General features: G+C 70.4%; 15 protein-coding genes and 3 pseudogenes. 12 read left to right on the plus strand and 6 right to left on the minus strand.

Going from position 1 to position 20,808, the window contains the following annotated elements; genetic code table 11:
- Window positions 1–148: 148 nt before the first annotated feature.
- The gene (locus tag ABZ877_RS08665; protein WP_361066567.1) at window positions 149–2,932 is read right to left on the minus strand and encodes an AAA family ATPase; all 2,784 of its coding nucleotides are present in this window, start codon (window positions 2,930–2,932) and stop codon (window positions 149–151) included.
- Between the two features lie 215 nt (window positions 2,933–3,147).
- Here ABZ877_RS08665 and ABZ877_RS08670 point away from each other — a divergent pair, with 215 nt between their 5' ends.
- Window positions 3,148–4,062, plus strand: a complete 915-nt coding sequence (locus tag ABZ877_RS08670; protein ID WP_361066570.1) for an MBL fold metallo-hydrolase — start codon at window positions 3,148–3,150, stop codon at window positions 4,060–4,062.
- Window positions 4,063–4,083: 21 nt separating this feature from the next.
- The gene (locus ABZ877_RS08675) at window positions 4,084–5,574 is read left to right on the plus strand and encodes a carboxylesterase family protein (RefSeq protein ID WP_361066573.1); all 1,491 of its coding nucleotides are present in this window, start codon (window positions 4,084–4,086) and stop codon (window positions 5,572–5,574) included.
- 38 nt (window positions 5,575–5,612) lie between these two features.
- On the opposite strand, the gene ABZ877_RS08680 is transcribed toward ABZ877_RS08675, so the two are convergent.
- Complete coding sequence (locus ABZ877_RS08680) at window positions 5,613–6,269, minus strand: helix-turn-helix domain-containing protein (protein ID WP_361066576.1); 657 nt, start codon at window positions 6,267–6,269, stop codon at window positions 5,613–5,615.
- 84 nt (window positions 6,270–6,353) lie between these two features.
- Between ABZ877_RS08680 and ABZ877_RS08685 the strand changes: the two genes are divergently transcribed.
- The gene (locus ABZ877_RS08685) at window positions 6,354–7,316 is read left to right on the plus strand and encodes a zinc-binding dehydrogenase (RefSeq protein WP_361066579.1); all 963 of its coding nucleotides are present in this window, start codon (window positions 6,354–6,356) and stop codon (window positions 7,314–7,316) included.
- Window positions 7,317–7,373: 57 nt separating this feature from the next.
- Window positions 7,374–7,499, plus strand: coding sequence for a hypothetical protein (locus ABZ877_RS08690; protein WP_361066582.1), 126 nt, complete (start codon window positions 7,374–7,376; stop codon window positions 7,497–7,499).
- Window positions 7,500–7,680: 181 nt separating this feature from the next.
- On the opposite strand, the gene ABZ877_RS08695 is transcribed toward ABZ877_RS08690, so the two are convergent.
- The gene (locus ABZ877_RS08695; RefSeq protein ID WP_361066585.1) at window positions 7,681–8,358 is read right to left on the minus strand and encodes an HdeD family acid-resistance protein; all 678 of its coding nucleotides are present in this window, start codon (window positions 8,356–8,358) and stop codon (window positions 7,681–7,683) included.
- A 795-nt stretch (window positions 8,359–9,153) separates the two neighbouring features.
- Here ABZ877_RS08695 and ABZ877_RS08700 point away from each other — a divergent pair.
- The 3 genes and pseudogenes from ABZ877_RS08700 (at window position 9,154) to ABZ877_RS08710 (ending at window position 12,710) form a co-directional block, all read left to right on the plus strand.
- Window positions 9,154–9,678, plus strand: a complete 525-nt coding sequence (locus ABZ877_RS08700) for a PadR family transcriptional regulator (RefSeq protein WP_361066588.1) — start codon at window positions 9,154–9,156, stop codon at window positions 9,676–9,678.
- The gene (locus ABZ877_RS08705) at window positions 9,675–10,367 is read left to right on the plus strand and encodes an ABC transporter ATP-binding protein (protein ID WP_361066590.1); all 693 of its coding nucleotides are present in this window, start codon (window positions 9,675–9,677) and stop codon (window positions 10,365–10,367) included. Before ABZ877_RS08700 ends, ABZ877_RS08705 begins: the two co-directional genes overlap by 4 nt.
- Window positions 10,364–12,710 (plus strand): annotated as a pseudogene (locus ABZ877_RS08710) (ABC transporter permease). The gene ABZ877_RS08705 and the pseudogene ABZ877_RS08710 overlap by 4 nt, the downstream one beginning before the upstream one ends.
- 1,096 nt (window positions 12,711–13,806) lie before the next feature.
- Here ABZ877_RS08710 and ABZ877_RS08715 read toward each other — a convergent pair.
- A pseudogene (locus ABZ877_RS08715) lies at window positions 13,807–13,962 on the minus strand (IS5/IS1182 family transposase); the annotation flags it as partial.
- 434 nt (window positions 13,963–14,396) lie between these two features.
- Window positions 14,397–15,302 (minus strand): helix-turn-helix transcriptional regulator, encoded by a 906-nt coding sequence (locus ABZ877_RS08720; protein WP_361066593.1) that lies wholly within the window; start codon window positions 15,300–15,302, stop codon window positions 14,397–14,399.
- A 176-nt stretch (window positions 15,303–15,478) separates the two neighbouring features.
- Between ABZ877_RS08720 and ABZ877_RS08725 the strand changes: the two genes are divergently transcribed.
- From ABZ877_RS08725 to ABZ877_RS08735, 3 genes are all read left to right on the plus strand, one after another.
- The gene (locus ABZ877_RS08725; protein WP_361066596.1) at window positions 15,479–16,321 is read left to right on the plus strand and encodes an SDR family NAD(P)-dependent oxidoreductase; all 843 of its coding nucleotides are present in this window, start codon (window positions 15,479–15,481) and stop codon (window positions 16,319–16,321) included.
- Window positions 16,322–16,361: 40 nt separating this feature from the next.
- Complete coding sequence (locus ABZ877_RS08730; RefSeq protein WP_361066600.1) at window positions 16,362–17,138, plus strand: SDR family oxidoreductase; 777 nt, start codon at window positions 16,362–16,364, stop codon at window positions 17,136–17,138.
- A 206-nt stretch (window positions 17,139–17,344) separates the two neighbouring features.
- Window positions 17,345–17,503, plus strand: coding sequence for a hypothetical protein (locus ABZ877_RS08735; RefSeq protein ID WP_361066602.1), 159 nt, complete (start codon window positions 17,345–17,347; stop codon window positions 17,501–17,503).
- A gap of 172 nt (window positions 17,504–17,675) precedes the next feature.
- Here ABZ877_RS08735 and ABZ877_RS08740 read toward each other — a convergent pair.
- Window positions 17,676–18,014, minus strand: a pseudogene (locus ABZ877_RS08740) (transcriptional regulator); the annotation flags it as partial.
- A 419-nt stretch (window positions 18,015–18,433) separates the two neighbouring features.
- On the opposite strand from ABZ877_RS08740, the gene ABZ877_RS08745 reads away from it, so the two are divergent.
- On the plus strand, window positions 18,434–20,047 hold the full coding sequence (locus ABZ877_RS08745; protein ID WP_361066605.1) for an alpha-L-arabinofuranosidase B: 1,614 nt from the start codon (window positions 18,434–18,436) through the stop codon (window positions 20,045–20,047).
- Window positions 20,007–20,756 (plus strand): nucleotide-binding domain containing protein, encoded by a 750-nt coding sequence (locus ABZ877_RS08750; RefSeq protein ID WP_361066608.1) that lies wholly within the window; start codon window positions 20,007–20,009, stop codon window positions 20,754–20,756. The genes ABZ877_RS08745 and ABZ877_RS08750 overlap by 41 nt, the downstream gene beginning before the upstream one ends.
- Window positions 20,757–20,808: the final 52 nt, after the last annotated feature.

A 20,808-nucleotide genomic window follows, 5' to 3' on the forward strand; every position in this document is an offset into this window, starting at 1 on the left:
CCGCCGCACGGCGACGGCAGCCTGGCGGAGACCGGCGACACCACCGGGCTGTGGCTCGCGCTCTCGGCCGCCTTGCTGATCGCGGGAGCCGCCCTGTCCACGGCGTGGCCCCTGCGTCGCCGGTGACAGTTCCCCCCGGCCGCTCGGATCAGGACGCGGGCGCGTGGGGCACCACGTCGCGGAGCTGTGCCCGGGCCGTGACGCCCAGTCTGGGGAACACCCGGTAGAGGTGGGAGCCGACCGTGCGCGGCGAGAGAAAGAGCCTCTCGCCGATCTCACGGTTCGTCAGGCCGCGGGCCGCGAGCCGGACGATCTGCTGCTGCTGGGGACTGAGTGCGCTGAAGGCACCGGGCACCCTGCTGTCGGCGGCTTCGATTCCGGCTGCTCGCAGTTCCGCCGTCGCCCGCTCGGTCCACGGCCGCGCGCCGAGCCGCTGAAAGGTGTCGAGCGCCGTGGTCAGCAGCGGGCGGGCCTCGGCGATGCGGCGCCGCCTTCTGAGCCATTCACCGTAGTCCAGCCGTGTCTGCGCCCGTTCGAACGGCCGCTGCTCGCCCGTGTCGTCCGCCAGCGCGGCCTCGAAGTACCGTTCCGCACGGTCCGGTTCCGCGAGCAGGGCACGGCCTCGGTCCAGCAGTGCGGAGATACGTGCGGACGCGCCCGCGCCCAGGCGACGCGCGCACCGTTCCAGCAGCTCGGCGGCTTCCTGCCGGCGCCCTCGGCGGACGGCCGCCGCGGCGAGGTCGGCCAGGACGGTGCAGGACACGTGGTAGTGCACCGGTTCGCCGTCATCCGTGAAAGCCGAGCGGAATTGCGTGTACGCGGTGTCGTAGTCGCCCTCGGCCACCGCGGCGAGGCCCAGGGCCCGGTGTGCGGAGACCGCGACGGAGCGGCTTTCCAGCGGGTCGACGAGGGCCAGTGCCCGCTCGGCATGTCCGCGCGCCTCGGCGGGCTCGCCGAGCAGCGCGAGGACCGTCGCGTCGAGCGTCCGCGCGCACGCCTCGGCGTGGTCGAGTCCGGCCGTCGACGCCACCGTGGAGATCTCGGCGGCCACCGAGCGGGCCTCTGCCCACCGGCCCTGCTCCAGGTAGGCCCAGCCGACGGCGCATCCCAGGCCGTCCGGGAGCGGGCCGCGGGCCTGCCACCGGTCGCGCGCCTCGTCGAACGTCTTCGCGGCGAGTGCGGTCCGGTCCAGCAGCCAGGCCACGACGGCCAGCGCGGTGAGACCGCCGGCGTCGTCCTCGGCCTCGGCGTCGGCGATGAGTTCGGGCAGCGTGGGCGCGAGGCTCGCGCCCGCGCCGTACGGGTCGCTGACGGCCAGCGCCCAGGCGCGCAGGACGCTGTCGGCGGTGGATGCGGGCGAGGCGGCCAGCAAATCCTCGATCCGCTGCTTGTGGGACTGCTCGCCGGAGTAGTAGCGGACCACGGACGCCGCGGCGAGCGCGTCCAGCAGGAGCGGTGAGCGGGCGGCCGCCGCCTCGGCGGCGACGCGTGTCAGCAGGGCGAAGGCCGCGGCATGGTGCCTGCTCAGGCTCATGAGCTGTCCGGCCGCAAGGGATGCCCTGCTGTTCAGCACCGGGTCGGCACTGCGCTCGCGGACCTCGGCGGCCAGGTGTTCCACCCAGCCGAGCTGACCGGTGAACACGGCCGTGACGGCGGCCTCGGTCAGCAGCCGCGCCTGGTCCGCGCGGCGCGGACTCAAGCCCGCCGCACGCTCCAAGGCGGCTGCTGCGGCGGCGTGGCCGCCCCGGCGCCGGGCCCGGTCGGCCGTCTGCCGCAGGGCGGCCGCCACGTCCGCGTCGGGGCGCGTGGTAGCGGCGGCGAGGTGCCAGGCGCGGCGGTCGGGCTCCTCGCTCAGCAGACCGGCGAGAGCGAGGTGTGCTCGTCTGCGTTCCTCGAACGACGCGGCATGGTAGACGGCCGAGCGGACGAGCGGATGGCGGAAGACGATCCGGGAGCCGTCCTGACGTACGAGTCCGGCCTGCTCGGCCGGCACCCAGGCCTTGTCGTCGGCCTCGGGCAGCCCTGCGGACGCCGCCTGGGCGTCCGTCGCGTCAGCGGCCGCGAGCAGCAGCAACGGGCGGCGGCTCACTTCCGGCAGGGACTCCGCGTGCCGCGCGAAGATCCGCTCAAGCCGGTCGGTGACGGGGAGTGGGCCCGCCACGCCGCTGCCCGGGGCCCCTCGAGTCGCGTCGGCTCGGGCGAGTTCGACCAGGGCCAGCGGATTGCCGGCCGCCTCGCGCAGAATCCGTACCCGGGCCCGGCCGGTGGGCGGCGTCGGCTGCCGGTCGAGCAACCGGGCCGCCGCCTCACCGCTCAACGGACCGATCTCCAGGCGGTCATACCCCTTGTCGAGTCCGGGCAGCGCGGCGGCGGAGCGCACCCCCACCAGGAGCGTGACGGGTTCGCTGTCCATGCGCCGGGCCACGAAGGAGAGGACGTCGAGGGACGCACGGTCGATCCACTGCGCGTCGTCGACCACCATGAGCAGCGGCGCTGACTCGGTCAGGTCCGACACCAGGGTGAGGACCGCGAGACCGACGAGCATCCCGTCAGGGGCTTGGACTTCGGGGCCTTGGCCGAGCCCCAGGACGGTCCGCAGCGCGGAACGCTGCCGACACGGCAGACCGTCGAGACTGCCCAGCACGGGGCGGAGCAACTGGTGCAGGCCCGCGAATCCGAGGTGCTCCTCGGACTCGCTGCCGACCGCGCGCAGGACGCGGCGCCCCTCGCACCGCGCGTGGGCGGTCGCCAGGTCGAGCAGCACGCTCTTACCGGCCCCGGGATCGCCCGTGAGGATCAGCGCCTCGCTGCGGGACCGACCGGAGGCGACCCGTCGCATGATCTCGGCGGTCTCGGCCTCCCGTCCCACCAGCGGCGGAGCGGGATCGCGTGCCGAGCGCCGATCCGCTCGGACAGGCCCACCATCTTCCACGGATGCTCCACGAACTGAGACTGCCCAGATGGTAACGCGGCCGTCCTTCCGTCCCGCCCGTGCGGCCGGCTGACCAAGGCCGTGGGGGCCGGGCCCGGTTCCAGGTGCAGTCACGTGACGCATACCGCGGCACGTCCGGCCGGATCGAACATGGCCGAGCAGGGCCGTCCGCGGACGCCCGAGCACGCCGAACCGATCGACTGGAGACGACAATCATGGACACCCTCACCCTCGGCGATGTCACCGTGACCCGCGTCCGGGAGTACTACGGTCCCGTCGACCTGACACCTGAAGCCTTCGTCCCGGAGAGCCCGGCGGAGGCCTGGGAGACCCACCGTTCCTGGCTGGCTCCCGACTTCCTGAACGCCGGGACCAACATCGTCAACACCGCGATCCAGACCTGGGTGCTGCGCAGCGAGGGCAGGACCATCCTGGTCGACACCGGCGTCGGCAACCACAAGGAGCGGCCGTACGCGCCGGTGTGGAGCCGGCTGCACACCGGCTTCCTGGACAACCTCGCCCGCGCCGGGGTCCGCCCCGAGGACGTCGACATCGTCATCAACACACACCTGCACATCGACCACGTCGGCTGGAACACCCGCCTCGACGGCCGGACCTGGGTGCCGACGTTCCCGCACGCCACCTATCTGATGGCCAAGGCGGACTTCGACTACTGGAACCCCGCCAACGAGATCAAGACCCTGTTCGGCCGCGGCAACCAGAACGTCTTCGAGGACAGTGTGGCCCCTGTGCACGAGGCGGGCCTGACTCATCTCTGGGAAGGCAGCCACCGGATCGACGGCAACCTGCGCCTCGACCTCGCGCCCGGCCACACCCCGGGCTCCTCGGTGCTGCGGCTGGAGTCCGGACCGGACCGGGCCCTCTTCGTCGGCGACCTGGTGCACAGTCCGGTCCAGATCCACGAGCCCGACGCCAACAGCTGCTTCTGCGAGGACCCCGCCGAGGCCCGTGCCACCCGCCGCAAGCTCCTGGGCTCGGCGGCCGACGACAACGCGCTCGTCTTCCCCGCCCACCTCGGCGGCCACGGTGCGGCCGAAGTCGTCCGCGAGGGGGACAAGTTCGCCGTCAAGGGCTGGGCGCCCTTCACCAAGTACACCGAGCAGGCCTGAGAACCCGCGGGAGGCACCACCGTGAACCACCACCCCGACCCCGTCGTCACCACCGCCCAGGGAGCCGTCCGCGGTCTGCGCCGAGGCGCCACCCTCGCCTTCCTGAACATCCCCTACGCCGCCCCTCCCCGCGGCGCCGACCGCTTCGCGCCGCCACGGCCTCATGAGCCGTGGGACGGCGTACGGAACGCCACCGTCCCCGGGCCCACCGCACCGCAGTCCGCACGCGTGCTCGGCAATGTGGACATGACGCCCTACTTCGGCCCCGGCTGGAGCCACGGCGAGGACTACCTCACCGTCAACGTCTTCACGCCCGCCGTCGGCGGCGGGGAGCTGCCGGTCATGGTCTTCGTCCACGGCGGCGGATTCGTCGCCGGGTCGACGCGGTCGAGCATGTACGACGGTTCCGCGTTCGCCCGGGACGGCGTCGTCCTCGTCACCCTCAACTACCGGCTCGGCATCGCCGGGTTCCTCGACCTCCCGGGGGCGCCCGCCAACCGTGGCCTGCTCGACGTCGTCGCCGCATTGCGCTGGGTACGCGAGAACATCGCCGCTTTCGGCGGCGACCCGCACCGCATCACCCTCTTCGGCCAATCGGCCGGGGCGACCGTCGTCGGCGGCGTCCTGGCCTCTCCGGAGGCGGCGGGCCTGTTCCGCCGGGCGATCGTGCAGAGCGGCAGCGGCCTCGGCGCGTTCACCACCGAGCAGGCCGCCCGCGTCACCGGGGCGGCGGCCGTGCTCCTGGGCGCCGAGCCCCACGTCGACGCCTTCGCGGACATCTCCGACGAGCGTCTGGTCGACGCCGCCTCCCAGCTCTCGGGCATCGACCTGCGGACCGGAAGCCACCGTGACCCGCTGATCGGGCTCAGCCCCTTCAGCCTGGTCCTCGACGCCCAGCCCGCCGCGTCCGTCGCCACCGGCCTCGCCGCCGACGTCGACCTCCTCGTCGGCACCAACGCCGAGGAGGGCAACCTCTACCTGGTACCCGTCGGCAAGCACGCCGCCTCCACCGCCGCCGATGTCCACGAAGCCGCGGCGCGCTCCCATCCGGACCCGGCGCGACTGGTCGAGACGTACCGCCGGTCCCGCCCCGGGGCGTCCTTCGCGGAACTGCGCTCGGCGATCATGGGCGACGCGCTGTTCGGCGTGGGCAGCCGCGCCCTGGCCGACGCCCACGCCGCGCACCCGCGCTCCGCCACGTACGCCTACGAGTTCGCCTGGCGCTCGAAGGCCCTGGACGGAGAGCTTGGCGCCACCCACACGGTCGAGCTGCCCTTCGTCTTCGACCTCTCACACCGGCCCGAGCTGAACGGCCCCCACGCCCTGCTCGGCCCCGACAAGCCGCCCGAGGGCCTCGCCACCCGCGTGCACGAGACCTGGATCCGCTTCGCCGGGACCGGCGACCCCGGCTGGGACCCGTACGACGCCGAGCGCCGCGCCACGATGCGCATCGACGCCGAATGGACCCAGGTGGAAGACCCCCACGGCGAGGAACGACGGGCTTGGAACTGACCCGGCACCGACATCGTCACGGTGGTCGTCCGAAGGGCCTACCTCATGTCTGGCGAGGGCGAGGGCGAGGGCGTGAACCGCAGGCGCGGCGCCGGTGGCAGCGGAGCGGATGCTCGCGCCTCCGGAGCGGCGTGGAACGCCTCGATCACGTAGGCGGCGAAGCGGCGGGAGGCGGCCACCCGGGCGGCGCCCGGCGTGTCCTGGAGGCCGCGGTGGGCCATGAGCATGAGGACCAGGTCGTCGACGACGAACCCGGGCCGCAGCCGCCCCGCCCGCTGGGCGCGGCGGGCCAGTTCCTCCACCGCGCGCAGTGCTCGCTCCCGGTCGGCGGCGAAGTCCATGGCTTCCGGGTAGGTGGTCATGAACGCGTCGGCGAAGCCCCTGCTGTGCGCGTGGAGTTCGCAGATCCGCTCGACCAGGCCGCGAAATCCGCGCCACGGGTCCACGTCCGCGAGCGCGTCACGAACGGCGGCATGGCAGGCCCGCCGTTGTTCGGCGAAGGCCTCCTCGATCAGTTCCCTCTTGGTCGGGAAGTGCCGGTAGAGCGTGGCGGGGCCGACCTCGGCGCGGCGGGCGACCTGACGCACGGGCGCGCTCAGGCCCTCCTCGCCGAAGACGTCGCGGGCGGCGGTGAGGATGCGGTGCCGGTTGTCGCGGGCGTCGGAGCGCGCGGACCGAGACACATGGTTGCTCATCGTTTCTCACTTTAGCCGCGCGGCTGGGTGTGTCCCTTACGTTCCGATGGCCGCGAGCTGTTTCCCGACCTTGAGGAGTTTTCGATGAAGGCCGTTGTGATCAGGGCGTTCGGTGACCCCGATGGCCTCGATGTCGTCGATGTGCCCGTGCCCGTCCCCGCTCGGGGGCAGGTGCAGATCGGTACGGAAGCGATCGGGGTCGGCGGCGTGGACGCCGTCATCCGCAGGGGAACCCTCGCCTCGTACGGCTTCCGGGAGGGCCACCTGCTGGGCAGCGAGGTCGCGGGAAGGGTCACCGCGGTGGGAGAGGGTGTCGACGACGGGTGGATCGGGCGGCGTGTGTGGGCGTTCACCGGTCTGTCAGGAGGGTATGCCGAGCGGGCCGTCGCCGCGGTCGAGGACGTTCTCGCACTGCCCGACGGTCTGGACGGCGCCGCGGCGGTGACCCTGGGCGGTTCGGGCGTGGTGGCCCACTTCGCCCTGGACCGTGCTCGCCTCGCGCCCGGGGAGACGGTGCTCGTGCGCGGCGCGGCGGGCAGCATCGGGATCACGGCGATCCAGCTCGCGGTGGGGCGTGGCGCGGGCGCGGTGGCGGTCACCACCTCCTCGGTGGAGCGTGGCGCCCGGCTGAGGGAGCTGGGCGCCACACATGTTCTCGACCGCACCGGTGAGGGCGGTCCGCAGGCGCCCACGGACTTCGACGTGGTGATCGATGTCGTGGGCGGTCCGCACCTTCCCCGCTTCCTGGACAAGTTGCGGCCCAACGGCCGTTACGTGGCTGTCGGTGTGGTCGGCGGGCCGCCTCCGGCGGACTTCGGCAGGCGGCTGACGGACGCCTTCCGCAAGTCCTTGTCGTTCGCCACGTTCAGCTCCGACACCGTTCCCCCGGCGGACCGGCAGACCGTGCGATCCGCCCAGTTCGCCGAGGCCGCGCGCGGGAAGCTGCGTACGGTCGTGCACGAGGTGGCGCCCTTGGAGCAGGCGGCTCGGGCCCACCGCTGGATGGACGAGGGGAAGGTGTTCGGCAGGGTGGTACTGGTGCCGTGACGCGCGGCCGCGGGCTGCCTGCGACGTTCGCACACCGGGTCGGAATACTCGCCGTCCATGGATGAGGTCACGGATGACGAGGTCTCGGATGGCGAGGTCACGTATGACGAGGCCGCCGATGAGGTCGCGGTCGTCGTCGCCCACGAGGCGATGTCCCTCGCGCCGGTCCCGACCCCTGACTGAGTGTTTGGTCCGGTGGTTGGTGTCTGGTCCCCTTCCCTTCGGGCGTCCCCGGCCGGGGCCCGCTTCACGGTGGCCTGCACGGTGCGCGGTGCGCGGTACCTGGTGCCGTTGGTCCAGGGTGCCGTTGCGGCGGTGCCTGCAAAGGGTGCCGAGTATGTGGGAACCGCAGGCATCATCGCCGTCAGTGCCCGGGATGCGGCCGCGAGGCGAACGAGGGCCGCCCTCCGGCCGGGACACCCGAGGCCGAGCGGCCGGCCTCGAGGCGCATCCTGACCGCATGGGCCGCCTCCATCACCCCGAATACCACCGCCATGACGCCCGTCACCAGGGTGAGCGCCGCGATCGAGGTGAACGGCGAGACGATCAGCACGATGCCCGCCAGCATGCCGATGATCCCGGAGAACAGCATCCAGCCCCGTGCCGGCATGACTTCGGCGGAGGCCGCGGTGACCGTCGTCATGACGCCGCGCAGCAGCCAGCCGAAGCCGATCCACAGCGCGAGCAGCAGAAGTGACTCCAGGGTGCTGCGGAAGCAGAGCAGTCCCAGCAGCACGGACAACGCACCGGTGACGAAGTGCAGGGCCCGCAGGTGCCCGGGAACATGTGTGCCGAACGCGGCGGCCAGCTGGAAGACACCGGTGATCAGCAGGTAGACGCCGAACAGGACGCCGACGACCCGCAGCGTCTCCGCGGGCCAGGCGAAGATCACCACACCCAGGGCGATGGCGGCCAGGCCCGTGATGAGCAGGATCTGCCAGCCCATGCCCGCCACCACGGCCAGCGGCCCGGCGGCGGAGAACTCAGGCGACCCGCCGCCGTACGAAGAGCCGCTGCCTGAGGAACTGGAAGATGACGTCATCGCTTCCCCTCCTCGTTCACGAACCACCTCTACGCGAGCCGGTCTCCGCCCATCGTCCTCCCACCCGGCCCCGGTCGTGCCGCAGAAGACGGCACCCGCGGCGGTAGCGGCGCCCCCGCGCGCACGTCGATGCGGCTCAGCGGCCTCGCTGCGGAACCCGCGCCAGAAAACGCACGCCGTTCGCCTGATGCCACTTGGACGGCGAACCGACATGCGGACATACGCCAAGAAGAGGGGACCGCTCCGTCCTGCGTACCCGGCCGTCCTCGCCCTTGCCGGCGACTGCGTCACCCCCGCCTCGATGGCGGCCCGCCCCCGGGACCGTGCCCTCCTCGATCGCGTGCGTCACCGGCAAGATCCCGGCGCTGCTGCGGACCGGCCGGTACCGGACAGAGGGCGTGCGCCGGGAGCGGCGCGGTCATACCGCTCGGCCGTCGTGGGGCACGGTCCAGGTGGTCGACAACGGCGCCCGGCGGGGCGGGATCCGCATCACGTGCTTGTGCGCGGGAAGCCCTGCCTTCGGCCGGCTACCCACTCGACGCAACCGGCCGAACCCGGCCGCCGGTGCGGGAGTCGGTCCCGACGAACCGTAGCGTCACCGCCTGCTCGCGCGGCAGTCGGTGGTGGCGATCGCATGGGCGGTGGCGAAGTCGGCGTCCCGGGTGTGCCAGACGTCGAGGATGCCGAGGTGATCCACGATCCCGGGGTGTTCGCGTTCGGTTCGGCTCCAGCCGAACAAGGACGTATACGCTCCACGTATACATTGAGCGTATACATGCTATGTATAGTGTGCGCATGTCCATCGGTCACACCCTTTTGGGGCTCCTGGAGTCCGGCCCGCGACACGGTTACGAGTTAAAACGGGCCTTCGACGAGAAGTTCGGTCACGACCGGCCACTGCACTACGGTCAGGTCTATTCGACGATGTCCCGGCTGCTGAAGAACGGCTTCGTCGAGGTCGACGGGATCGAGGCCGGCTCCGGCCCGGAGCGCAAGCGCTACGCGATCACCGACGCCGGCATCACCGACGTAGAGCAGTGGCTCGCGACACCGCAAAAGCCGGAGGAATACCTCCAGTCGGCCCTCTACACCAAGGTTGTCCTCGCGCTGCTCACCCAGCGGGACGCCGCCGACATCCTGGACACCCAACGCTCCGAACACCTGCGCAGTATGCGCATCCTGACCGACCGCAAGCGCAAGGGCTATCTGGCCGACCAGCTGATCTGCGACCACGCCCTCTTCCACCTGGAAGCGGACCTGCGCTGGCTGGAGCTGACCGCCGCCCGACTCGACAAACTCCGTGAGGCTGTAGCCCGATGACGACTTCTCCCCCCGGTTCCCTGCTCACCGCGCGGGACCTGCGCAAGAGTTACGGGCACACCCACGCCCTCGACGGCGCCGAGTTCTCCATCGACCCCGGCGAGGTCGTCGCCGTCATGGGCCCCTCCGGCTCCGGCAAGTCGACGTTGCTGCACTGCCTCGCGGGCATCCTGCAGCCCGACTCCGGGTCGATCACCTACAACGGGCGTGAAATGACGACGATGAGCGACGCCCAGCGCAGCGCGCTGCGCCGCTCCGAGTTCGGCTTCGTGTTCCAGTTCGGACAGCTCGTACCGGAACTGACCTGCGTGGAGAACGTCGCCCTGCCGCTCAGGCTGAACGGCGCCTCCCGGAAGGACGCCGAGCGGGCGGCTCTCGGCTGGATGGAACGCGTGGAGGTCGACGACCTGAAGGGCAAGCGCCCCGGCGAGGTCTCCGGCGGCCAGAGTCAGCGCGTCGCCGTGGCCCGCGCGCTGGTCACGGGCCCCCGGGTGTTGTTCGCCGACGAACCGACCGGCGCGCTCGACTCCTACAACGGTGAGCGCGTGATGGAACTCCTCACCGGCGCGACCCGCTCCACCAACGCCGCCGTCGTCCTCGTCACCCATGAGGCACGGGTGGCCGCCTACTCCGACCGCGAGGTCGTCGTGCGCGACGGCAAGTCCCAGGACATGGAGCGCGCCGTATGAGTCCGCGCCAGTGGGCCAAGGACCTGGCCATGGGAGCCCGGTTCGCCGTCACCGGCGGCCGCGAGGGCTGGATCCGAGTGACACTGACAGCGGTCGGTGTCGGCCTCGGCGTGGCTCTGCTCCTGTTGTGCACCGCGATACCCAACGTGTACGCGTCCCGCAGCAAGGTGGAGGACGCCCGTTACGTCAACCTGTACGCCCTGAAGGTGCCGCCAAAGGCCGACAACACTCTCCTGGTCGCCGACGCCGCCACCACCTGGCACGACGACGACATTCTGGGCCGGTTGGTCGAACCCGAGGGCAGGCGGGCGCCGCTGCCCCCCCGGGGTCGACCACCTGCCGCGCAAGGGCGAGATGGTGGTCTCCCCCGCGCTCAAGAACCTGCTCGCCTCGGACGACGCGAAACTGCTGCGGGAACGCCTGCCGTACAAGATCACCGGCACGATCGGCGAGAGCGGGCTGATCGGCTCGCACGAACTGGCCTACTACGCGGGCACCTCGGGGCTGAAGCTCACCGACTCCTCCCTGGTGACGCGGCTGACCAAGTTCGGCAAACCGGACATGAAACCCGAGAAGACCGATCCTGTGCTGCTGCTCATGGTCCTGGTCGTGTTCGTGGCACTGCTCACGCCGGTCGCGGTGTTCATCGCGGCCGCCGTCCGCTTCGGCGGCGAGCGCCGCGACCGGCGCCTCGCCGCGCTGCGCCTGGTCGGCTCCGACAGTCACATGACCCGGCGGATCGCGGCGGGCGAGGCGTTGGCCGGAGCCCTGCTCGGGCTGGCGGTGGGCACCGTATTTTTCCTGCTCGGCCGCCAGAGGCTGGGCGCCGGCGAGTTGATGGGCCTGAGCGTCTGGGCCAGCTACCTCGACCCCGCTCCCGCACTCGCCGCGCTGGTCGCGGTCGCGGTGCCGGTCGCCGCGGTGCTGGCCACCCTCCTCGCGATGCGCGGCGTGAGCGTCGAACCCCTCGGTGTCGTGCGTGCGGCCAAACAGCGCCGCCGCCGACTGTGGTGGCGGCTGCTGCCGCCGCTCGCCGGCCTCGCCATGCTCTATCCGATGATCGGCCAAGGCCGCAAGAACGGAGAATTCAACCAGTACCTCGTCATCGGCGGCGTCCTCATGCTGCTGATCGGCATCACCGCCCTGCTGCCCTGGGCCGTGGAGGCAGCCGTCGTCCGGCTCGGCAAGGGCATGCTGTCCTGGCAGTTGGCCGTTCGACGGCTGCAACTGAGCAGCGGCACAGCCGCCCGCATGGTCAACGGCATCGCCGTGGCCGTGGCCGGGGCCATCGCACTGCAGATGCTCTTCACGGGAACGCAGAGCCAGTACACCAAAGCCACCGGCAGGGACCCCAACCGGGTCGAGATGCAAGTCACCTTCAGCGACCGCAAGCCGCTGCCCGCCGTCGAGCGCGAATTCACCGGCGCCAAGGGAGTCCGGGCCGCGGTGGCCCTGGCCGGCGCCCAGTACGGGGACTCACCTCGCGACCCGCAGAACAGCAACAGCCTGGCCGTGGGTAACTGCGTCGCCCTGCGCGAACTCGCCACATTGCCCTCCTGCAAGGAGGGCGACGTGTTCATCACGCGAACGCGGGCCGGTTACTCGGACCCCAGCAACGCATCCGAGATCGCCCTGGCGAAGCCCGGTCGGCAGCTCTACATCGACCCCTCGTACGACGGCGACAACGACCGCCTAGAGGTGCCCTGGACCGTTCCGGCAAATATTCGGCAGGTGAACGCGCGCAAGGACTCACTGCAGAAGTACACCAGTCTGCTGGTCACCCCCACCGCCCTGCCCCGAAAGGCCCTACCCGCGGTGTTCTCGGACGGCATCTACCTGCGTCTGGACCCCTCAGTGCCGGACTCACGGGACTACGTACGCAACATCGCCGCCCGCATCGACCCCCTGGCACAGGCCTTCGGCTGGTCGGCCACCCAGGAGGACGCCAAGTACACCCGCATCCGCACGGGTCTGTTCATCGGCTCCGCCTTCGTACTGGCATTGATCGGAGCAAGCCTGCTGGTCTCCCAACTGGAGCAGTTGCGCGAACGCAGGAAGCTGCTCTCGGCGCTGGTCGCCTTCGGTACCCGGCGTCGCACGCTCAGCCTGTCCGTCCTCTGGCAGACAGCCCTCCCAGTCATCCTCGGTCTCGTACTGGCCACGGCGGTGGGCGTCACCCTCGGCACGGCACTGCTGAAGATGACCCGTACACCGGTGACCATGGACTGGGCAAGCGTCCTCACCATGACCGGCGTGGGCGCGGCCGTGGTCGCTATGGTCACACTGCTCAGCCTGCCGCTGCTGCTGCGCATGATGCGCCCAGCGGGCCTGCGCACGGAATAACTCCTCACACACCCCGTGCGGGGGTGGGCCCCTTCCTACGGGGAGGAGCCCACCCCTGCGCACAGGCAGGCCCCACCAGCGTCCACACCGTCAGAGCAAGCGGCCCACAGCAGGGGGCTCAGCTTGACCCTGTCGGAAATCTTGGTGAGCGAGGTCGCCTTACGAGGGTCGCCCAGGCCCCGAGCCGGGGGGCTGGTGCTGGTCGAGGTAGGTCTGGAAGGTGGTCGGCGGTCTCGATCGGGCCGAATGTGTCCTGCTCCAGTTCGGCGAGCCGGTCATCGGTCAGCTTGGGCAGCTTCGGCGGTCCGGCGGAGGGCAGGGCGGCCGTCCCGCCCTGGCGCCGGGCCTACCGCCAGCACTCCACCGGGCGCACGCTCACCCGCAGTTCCTTCGCGGGACCGCGTTCTCCTCGCCCCGCGTGAAGCGCTCGCCGGCTTCCATCCGGATCCGTTCACGAAAGCGTTGCCGCTCGACAATCCCACCGACCTGCGTACCGCACATCACCGGCCTACCGCAGGGATCATCTCCCGTAACCCATTACGACAACACCGCGACAAGGTCAGTAACGCGGGGGTGGAGACCTCCACGGACCAGCCGGCCGAGCCGCTGCACCGAGAGGGTTTCCGCTGGGCACGCACCCGCGACAGAGTCCGGCACAAGGCCGACCCCGTCCTCCAGCAGACCGCCCGGGCCCAGCTGGAGGACTTGCGGACTTACGGCTGCGGGCGAACACCGCCCGGCGCGACCCGATCTTCCTGGACGAGTCCGGCTTCGCCCCTACCGCTACCGTGCCCACCGGATACACCTGATCACGCATCGGACAGCGAGCCGTGGTGCCACGGGAGGGCACCCAGGGCCACCGGGTCAAGGTCCTGGGGGCGCAGATCGTCGGCGTGGAGCCGGACCTGCTCTGGCAGCGCACCGACGGCAAGATCGACGCCCGCATGCTGCTGGACTCCGTCTGCGTCCGCCTGACGGGCCTGGGCGGCGGTGCAGGCATGCTCGACCTGGTTACGGACGGCGTCGGAGTCGATTGGCTCCCGCTCTGGTGCCGCAGGCGGCCGTGCACCGTCGTCCTGGACAACGCCTCCGTGCACGTGTGCAGGACGAAGAGGATGCCGCAGAGGGCCCGCCGGTCCGGCACCCGCGGCCTGCCCTCCACCAGCTTCAGCCCCGGCACGGGCAGCAACAGCTCGACCAGCGACCACAGTTCATCCGACACGATCCACGGCCGGGACTCGCGCTTCCCCATGCCCAGACCTACGGACAGAACGCCCGACAGACTCACGGTCAGCAGCTTTTGTTGGAGCCAGTAAGTCGCAAAGTTGAGCGAGCAGCTCGAGGCGTTCGATGAGGTGCTCGCGGACGGTGCCGCCGCGGGAGGCGGGGACGGGGGCCTCGGTGCTGCCGTCGTCGTACCGGGACATCATGGAAGTGCCGCAGGCGGCGAGGCGGCCGATGCGGTCACAAGCGGTCCCGGGGGGCGATCGCCATCAACATCAGCGGAGAGGCGCCCTGCTCCCTTTTCGAGGCGCCGACGCCCCAGCCAGCGCCCGCCGCTACTTCAAGCCCTCCTCGGAGGCGCTGTCCTGAGCTGAACCAGCGTGCCTGGGCGCCGGGGCGTGGGGAGAGACCGCTATGCGTCGGATGAGTCTCGTACCTTTTGCCGCCCGGAACGGGCTTGTATCAGTCGTGCGCTTTGGGCGCTTGCGTTGTGACGCTGCCGGTATCGGCTGCCGTCCTGCTCCATTGGGCCAGCAGGCGCATGGAGGTCTCGGACGCGCTGCCGGGTTCGGTGCCGTAGACGAAGAGGATCTGGTCGGGGTCGTCTGCGGGGGTGAGGGCCTGGTAGGTGACGGTGAGGTCGCCGACAAGCGGGTGGTGGTAGTCCTTGGTGCCGGTCGTGCGCTGGTGGACTTTGTTGTCGGACCAGAAGCGGCGGAATTCCTCGCTGTGTATGGAAAGGTCACCGACCAGGGCACTGAGGGCCGGGTCGTCGGGGTGGCGACCCGCGTCGAGGCGGAGCATGGCGGCGGTGTCGGCGGCGACGCGGGGCCAGTCCCGGTACAGCTCGCGCGCGTGCGGGTCGAGGAAGACGAAGCGGGCCTGGTTCCGCTCGGCCGCGGGGAGCGCCCGGAAGTCGGTGATCAGGCGCCCGGCGAGTGGGTTGTGGGCCAGCACGTCGAGGCGTCGTCCGAGGACGAAGCCGGGGCGGCCGGTCTGCTGGAGGGTGTCCAGCAGGTCCCAGGTGGCGGGGTGGACGCGCTGGGGGCGAGGGCGCCGACGGGCCGGCCGGGGCCGTGGCCGGGCGAGGGTGTGCAGATGGCTGCGCTCGGCGTCGTCCAGGTGCAGGGCGGTGGCGAGCGCGTCGAGGACCTCTGCGGAGGCACTGCGGCTGCGGCCTTGTTCGAGACGGGTGTAGTAGTCCACGCTCACCCCGGCCAGTCGGGCGAGTTCCTCCCTCCGCAGTCCGGGGACCCGGCGTCGGCCCAGGCCCGGGTCGTCGAGCCCGGCTTCCCGCGGGGTGAGGCGGGTGCGGGCGGAGCGGAGGAACTCCGCCAAGGGTGTGCTGGTGGGGTGCTCACGGTCCATACATCCATGGTGACGCGTTCACTGAGGACTCGGCGGCGGGAGGGTGGCCCATTTTGTCCCCCGATCAGGCGGGCCCTTTTGAGGCCCTTTCTGCCTGCTCGGAGTTGGTTCAGTGGATGCCGGAGCCCGCCACCGCAAGGGGTGTCCGGGCGAAGCGAACGGATGGAGATACCTTCATGGCAACGTGGTTCATCACCGGCGGGTCCCGCGGGCTGGGACTGGAGATCGCGCGGGCGGCACTGAACGGCGGGGACAACGTCGTGGTCGCGGCCCGTGACCCGCGGAAGCTGCCGGAGGAGCTGCGCCGGCACGACCGAGTCCTCGGTGTCGCCCTCGACGTCACCCGCGACGGGGACATCGCCGCTGCGGTCGAGACGGCTGTGGAGCGCTTCGGCACGATCGACGTCCTCGTCAACAACGCGGGGCGCGGTCTGCTCGGGGCGCTGGAGGAGATCACCGACGCCGAGGCGCGGTCCCTGTTCGATCTCAACGTCTTCGGACTGGTCAACGTCACCCGCGCGGTCCTGCCGGGAATGAGGGCGGCCGGAGGCGGAAAGATCGTGAACATCGGCTCCCGTTCCGGCTTCGAGGGCGAGCCCGGGGTGAGCATGTACAGCGCGTCGAAGTTCGCGGTGGCTGGTATCAGTGAGGCGCTCGCGGTGGAGTTGAAGCCGTTCGGGATCCAGAGCATGGTCGTGGAGCCCGGGGTCTTCCGCACCGATTTTCTCGACGCCAGCTCCTTGTCGACCGCGGCCGAGCGTATCCCCGCCTACGACGGCACGCCGGCCCACGCCACGCTGGACTGGGTCGATACCGCCAACCACACCCAGCTCGGTGATCCCGTCAAGGGCGCGGCTCTGATCTACGAGGTGACCTGCCAGGACAAGCTGCCTGGGCACCTGGCCCTGGGGCGCGACGCGATCGAGCGCCAGCTGGTGAAGATCCGCAGCCTTCAGGACGACCTCGCGGCCTGGCAGGACAAGTCCGCCGCCACGGCCTGCGACGACGCTGCCGCCTGACCACCAAACGCATCCCGAGCAACAGGAAGTACTTCTCGTCATGACGTACCTGCTTACCAGTCGGCCGCTGGACGGCCGTGTGGCTGTGGTCACCGGAGCCTCCAGTGGCATGGGGGCGGCCACCGCCCGCCGGCTCGCCGAACTCGGGGCCTCTGTCGCCGTCATCGCACGTCGGCAGGAAAAGCTCACCTCCCTCGCCGACGACATCACCGCGGCCGGCGGAAAGGCCATACCCCTGTCCGTCGACGTCACCGACCGGTCGGCCGTCCGAACGGCCGCCGACCAGGTGGCGGACACGCTGGGAACGGCGGACCTGGTGTTCAACAACGCGGGCGTCCAGTTGATCTCTGCCATCGACGAGCTCAAGGTCGAGGACTGGCAGCGGCAGATCGATCTCAACGTCACGGGAGTGATGAACGTGATCGCCGCCTTCCTCCCCCACCTGACTGCCAGCGCTGAGCGTGGAAAGTCCGCCGACCTGATCAACACCTCCTCCATCGCGGCGACACGCATTCTGGAGAAGTTCTCGATCTACTCCGGTACCAAGGCGTACATCAGCCACCTCACCCGTCTCCTCCGCGTTGAACTGGGCCGGAAGAACGTGCGGGTGAGCGCCATCGAGCCCGGCATGGTCGACACCGAACTGCCCGACCATGTCACCGACCCCGACGCCAGCACCATGATGGCCGGCCTGCTCAAGGACATCGAGTGCCTGCGCAGCACCGACATCGCGGAGACCGTTGCCTTCATCAGCGCCCTTCCCCGACACGTCAACGTCAGCGAACTGACCATCCTGCCCACGGCCCAAGCCGTATAGGGCGGCGAACAGGCTGTGCCCTGACCGGTGTCCAGGCCCACACCGGTTAGGGCACAGCCTTCACGTGCTCTGGTCAATGGAACAGCTTCTGGTGTGTGCGAGGCGAAGTCCCGTGGCCTGCCTGCTCCCGGCGCTCACTGGTCGTCGGAGGCGTTCCTGTCGCGCAGGGGCCGTGTTCCGCCGGGCAGGTCGAGGAGCTGGAAGCAGTGACGGCCCAGTGCGTAGATGTGGGGGCGGACGAATCGGCCCTGGTGTACGGGAACACCCTGATGCTCCAGGACGTCCTCGGCGAACCGGAGGGGGCGGATCTCCCTGCACCGGCCGACCAGCGCGGCCCGACCCCGCTGTCCTGGTCGCACGTCTGAACCTGCGGTGAGGTATGACGACACAGGCGTGTGGAGTTGCGGAGTGGGCAGTTCTCCGTCCCGAGGCTACGGTTCCACCAGTACGCCCCCAACCTCGGCGGACGGAGCAGAGACCTGAGCCGGGCAGGGTGAGGGTGTGCCGGTCGATCTCCAGCTCGCCCAGCGTGGGGGGACGCAGGTTCTTGCGCACGCCGGGCACGGGGCGCACAGCGTGATCGCGCCAGCTGCTCGCAAAAGCCGGATCGTGGGTCGCGAACTCGTTGATCAGCTCTGCAAGCACGTTGTCTGTGGGGTACCGAACGTCGGCTGCGCGCAATTGGGCAGCTACCTGCTGAGCAAAATCGGACTCCGAACCGGGCGCGCCGGTGCAGAGGGTGCCCCGGCATCTCACCGAGATGCGCGTAACGTTGCGCTCGTCGGGTGTGAGACGAGAGAAGTCTGTGACCAGAGTCGCGGCTGCCGCGTTCCAGGCGACGATGTCCTGCCGGGCGTTGACGAGGTAGACAGGGATGCCGTCAAGTCTGCCGAGTAGTACCTGGCCTTCCTCGGTCTCGCCGTCACCCTGTGCTGCTACAAACGCCTCGTCCGCCTCACCACGTAGGGCATCGTTTCAGCCAGGCTGCCTTCTCAGTGACAAGCCCCAAGCCCTGCCGCCTGCCGGCAGACAATCGGGATCCCACCTCCCCCGTCGGCGTCTCGATGCGAGCGTGCAGAAAGCGTTGACAGGGCCATGCAGTCCCGTAACCATCAACGACCGTCCGGCAATTCGTTCAATGACCGAAATATCGAACGCGCGGCTTGCAGTGTCTTGGCTTCGGTCGGAACTGAGGTGGGTGGGTGCTGAACAGGCGTCGACATTCCCGCACCCCTTGCCCTGTGCACGACTTCCGCCGGCCGTGACATCTTCCTGCGCCCTCCACGAGGAGAGACATGTCGTTGATCTTAGGTCGCTTACGTCGGGGACGAACGCTCGCCGTCCTGGCGTCAGGAATCGGACTGACCGCCGCCCTGCTGGGAGGTCAGACATCCGCCAGCGGTACGAGCGAACCGCCGGCGGGACAGCACTCCGCTGCGACCGCGGCCGCCGAACCGGCCGCCGCCTCGGGGCCGTGCGATCTCTACGCGTCCGGCGGAACGCCCTGCGTCGCGGCGCACAGCACGACGCGCGCCCTGTTCTCGGCCTACAACGGTGCGCTGTACCAGGTGAGGCGGGCCTCGGACAACACCACCCGCGACATCGGCGTACTGAACACGGGCGGAGTCGCCAACGCAGCCGCGCAGGACTCCTTCTGCGCCGGGACGACCTGTGTCATCACCGTCATCTACGACCAGTCCGGCCGCAACAACCGCCTCACCCAGGCTCCCCCCGGCGGCTTTCCCGGCCCGGCTCCGGGCGGCTACGACAACCTCGCCGACGCCACCGCTGCGCCGATCACCGTGGGCGGGCACAGGGCCTACGGCGTCTATGTTGCCCCGGGCACCGGATACCGCAACAACAACACCAACGGCATCGCCAAGGGCGACCAGCCGGAAGGCATGTACGCCGTCCTCAACGGGACGCACTACAACGGCGGTTGCTGCTTCGACTACGGCAACGCCGAGACCAACAGCCGCGACAATGGCAACGGCACCATGGAAGCCATCTACTTCGGCAACATCAAGGTCTGGGGCTACGGCGCGGGCAACGGCCCCTGGATCATGGCCGACCTCGAGAACGGGCTCTTCTCCGGCGTCAACCCAGGCTACAACGCCGGTGACCCCAGCATCAGCCACCGGTTCCTGACCGCCGTCGTCAAGGGTGAACCCAATCACTGGGCCATCCGCGGCGGCAACGCCCAGTCGGGCGGCCTGTCCACCTTCTACAACGGGGCCCGCCCCAATGCCCCGGGCTACAACCCGATGAAGAAGGAAGGCGCCATCATCCTCGGCATCGGCGGCGACAACAGCCACGGAGCCACCGGCACCTTCTACGAGGGCGTCATGACCTCCGGCTACCCCACGGACGCCACCGAGAACGCGGTCCAGGCCAATATCAACGCGGCCGGCTACACGACATCGCCCTCAGGCGGACCCGCACCTGGCTCGAAAGTCTCGCTGCGGGCGACCACCGCATGTTGCACCGACCGCTACCTCGCACATGACGACGCCGGAGCCGGCGTCTCCATCGCGCCGGTCTCCGCGTCCAGCAGTGCCACCGCCAAGTCGCACGCCACCTGGACCGTGCGGGCAGGACTGGCCAACTCCTCCTGCGTCTCCTTCGAATCCGCCGACAGGCCCGGCCAGTACTTGCGCCATACGAACTTCACAGCGCGGCTGAACACCAGCGACGGCACCGCGCAGTTCGCCGCCGACGCCACCTTCTGCACCGAGGGCGGCCACAACGGCCAGGGCTACTCCTTCCGCTCGGCCAACTACCCGAGCGACTTCCTGCGCCACTACAACTACGGCGTCTATATCGCAAGCCAGGGCGGGTCCCACGAGTGGGACAGCGCCACCTCCTGGAATGACGACACCAGCTGGGCCGTGGCCCAGCCCTGGGCCTGACCCCTCGCCGTCCACCGGACCACGGCGACGCCGCGCCGACGGACCGGCCGCCCCGGGCCCGGACTTCACGTGCCCGGCCGATGGGCGGGCACAGTGGGTCGCCGTCGTCGTCGCGGCGGATGGTGTGAGTGCTGATGCCGCCTTTCGTCGAGCGTGCAGTGATCTTCCCGGCCGGGTTGCCGGTGCTGGGCGTCGGACCGAGTTCCGGCACGATGTCGGCGCCGGCGACCACCCGCCGGCCGTCTCCGGCCGCGTCGATCATCTTCTGCAAGTGCAACCCTGGGCAGGCCAGTTGGCATGTTCCCTCCTCTTCTACGGGGTCGCTGGCCTGCTTGACCTCCCACACCATCACCTGATCCTTGCCCCAGTGGACGATGTCCGCCCCCCGCCCGATCCCCCTTCGCCGCCGAGCCGCTTGCGGTGCCACCGGACCCGTGCGTCCCCGGCCCGCCTGGCCGCCGCCGTCACCTCAGCCGTCACACATCACGACGTCACCCTCGACCTCGTCCTGACCGGTGGCCAGACCTCGCGCAGCACCCTGGACGCCCTCGGCGTGAGGGAACTCGAACCTCTCGGTCAGATCCACCACGGCGCCGTGCTCTGCGCCACACCCGACGGCCGCACGGTCGTCACCCGCCCCGGCAGCTTCGGCGACGCCGACTCGCTGCGGCACATCGTGCGAGCGCTGGCATCCGCGCATCTGCCCTGATGTCCGCCCCCTGAACACCCCGCCTGCTGTATGCCCCCGACCGATCACCGAA

Origin of the sequence: Streptomyces sp. NPDC046939, assembly GCF_040644575.1 — a bacterium.
Taxonomy (GTDB): Bacteria; Actinomycetota; Actinomycetes; order Streptomycetales; family Streptomycetaceae; genus Streptomyces.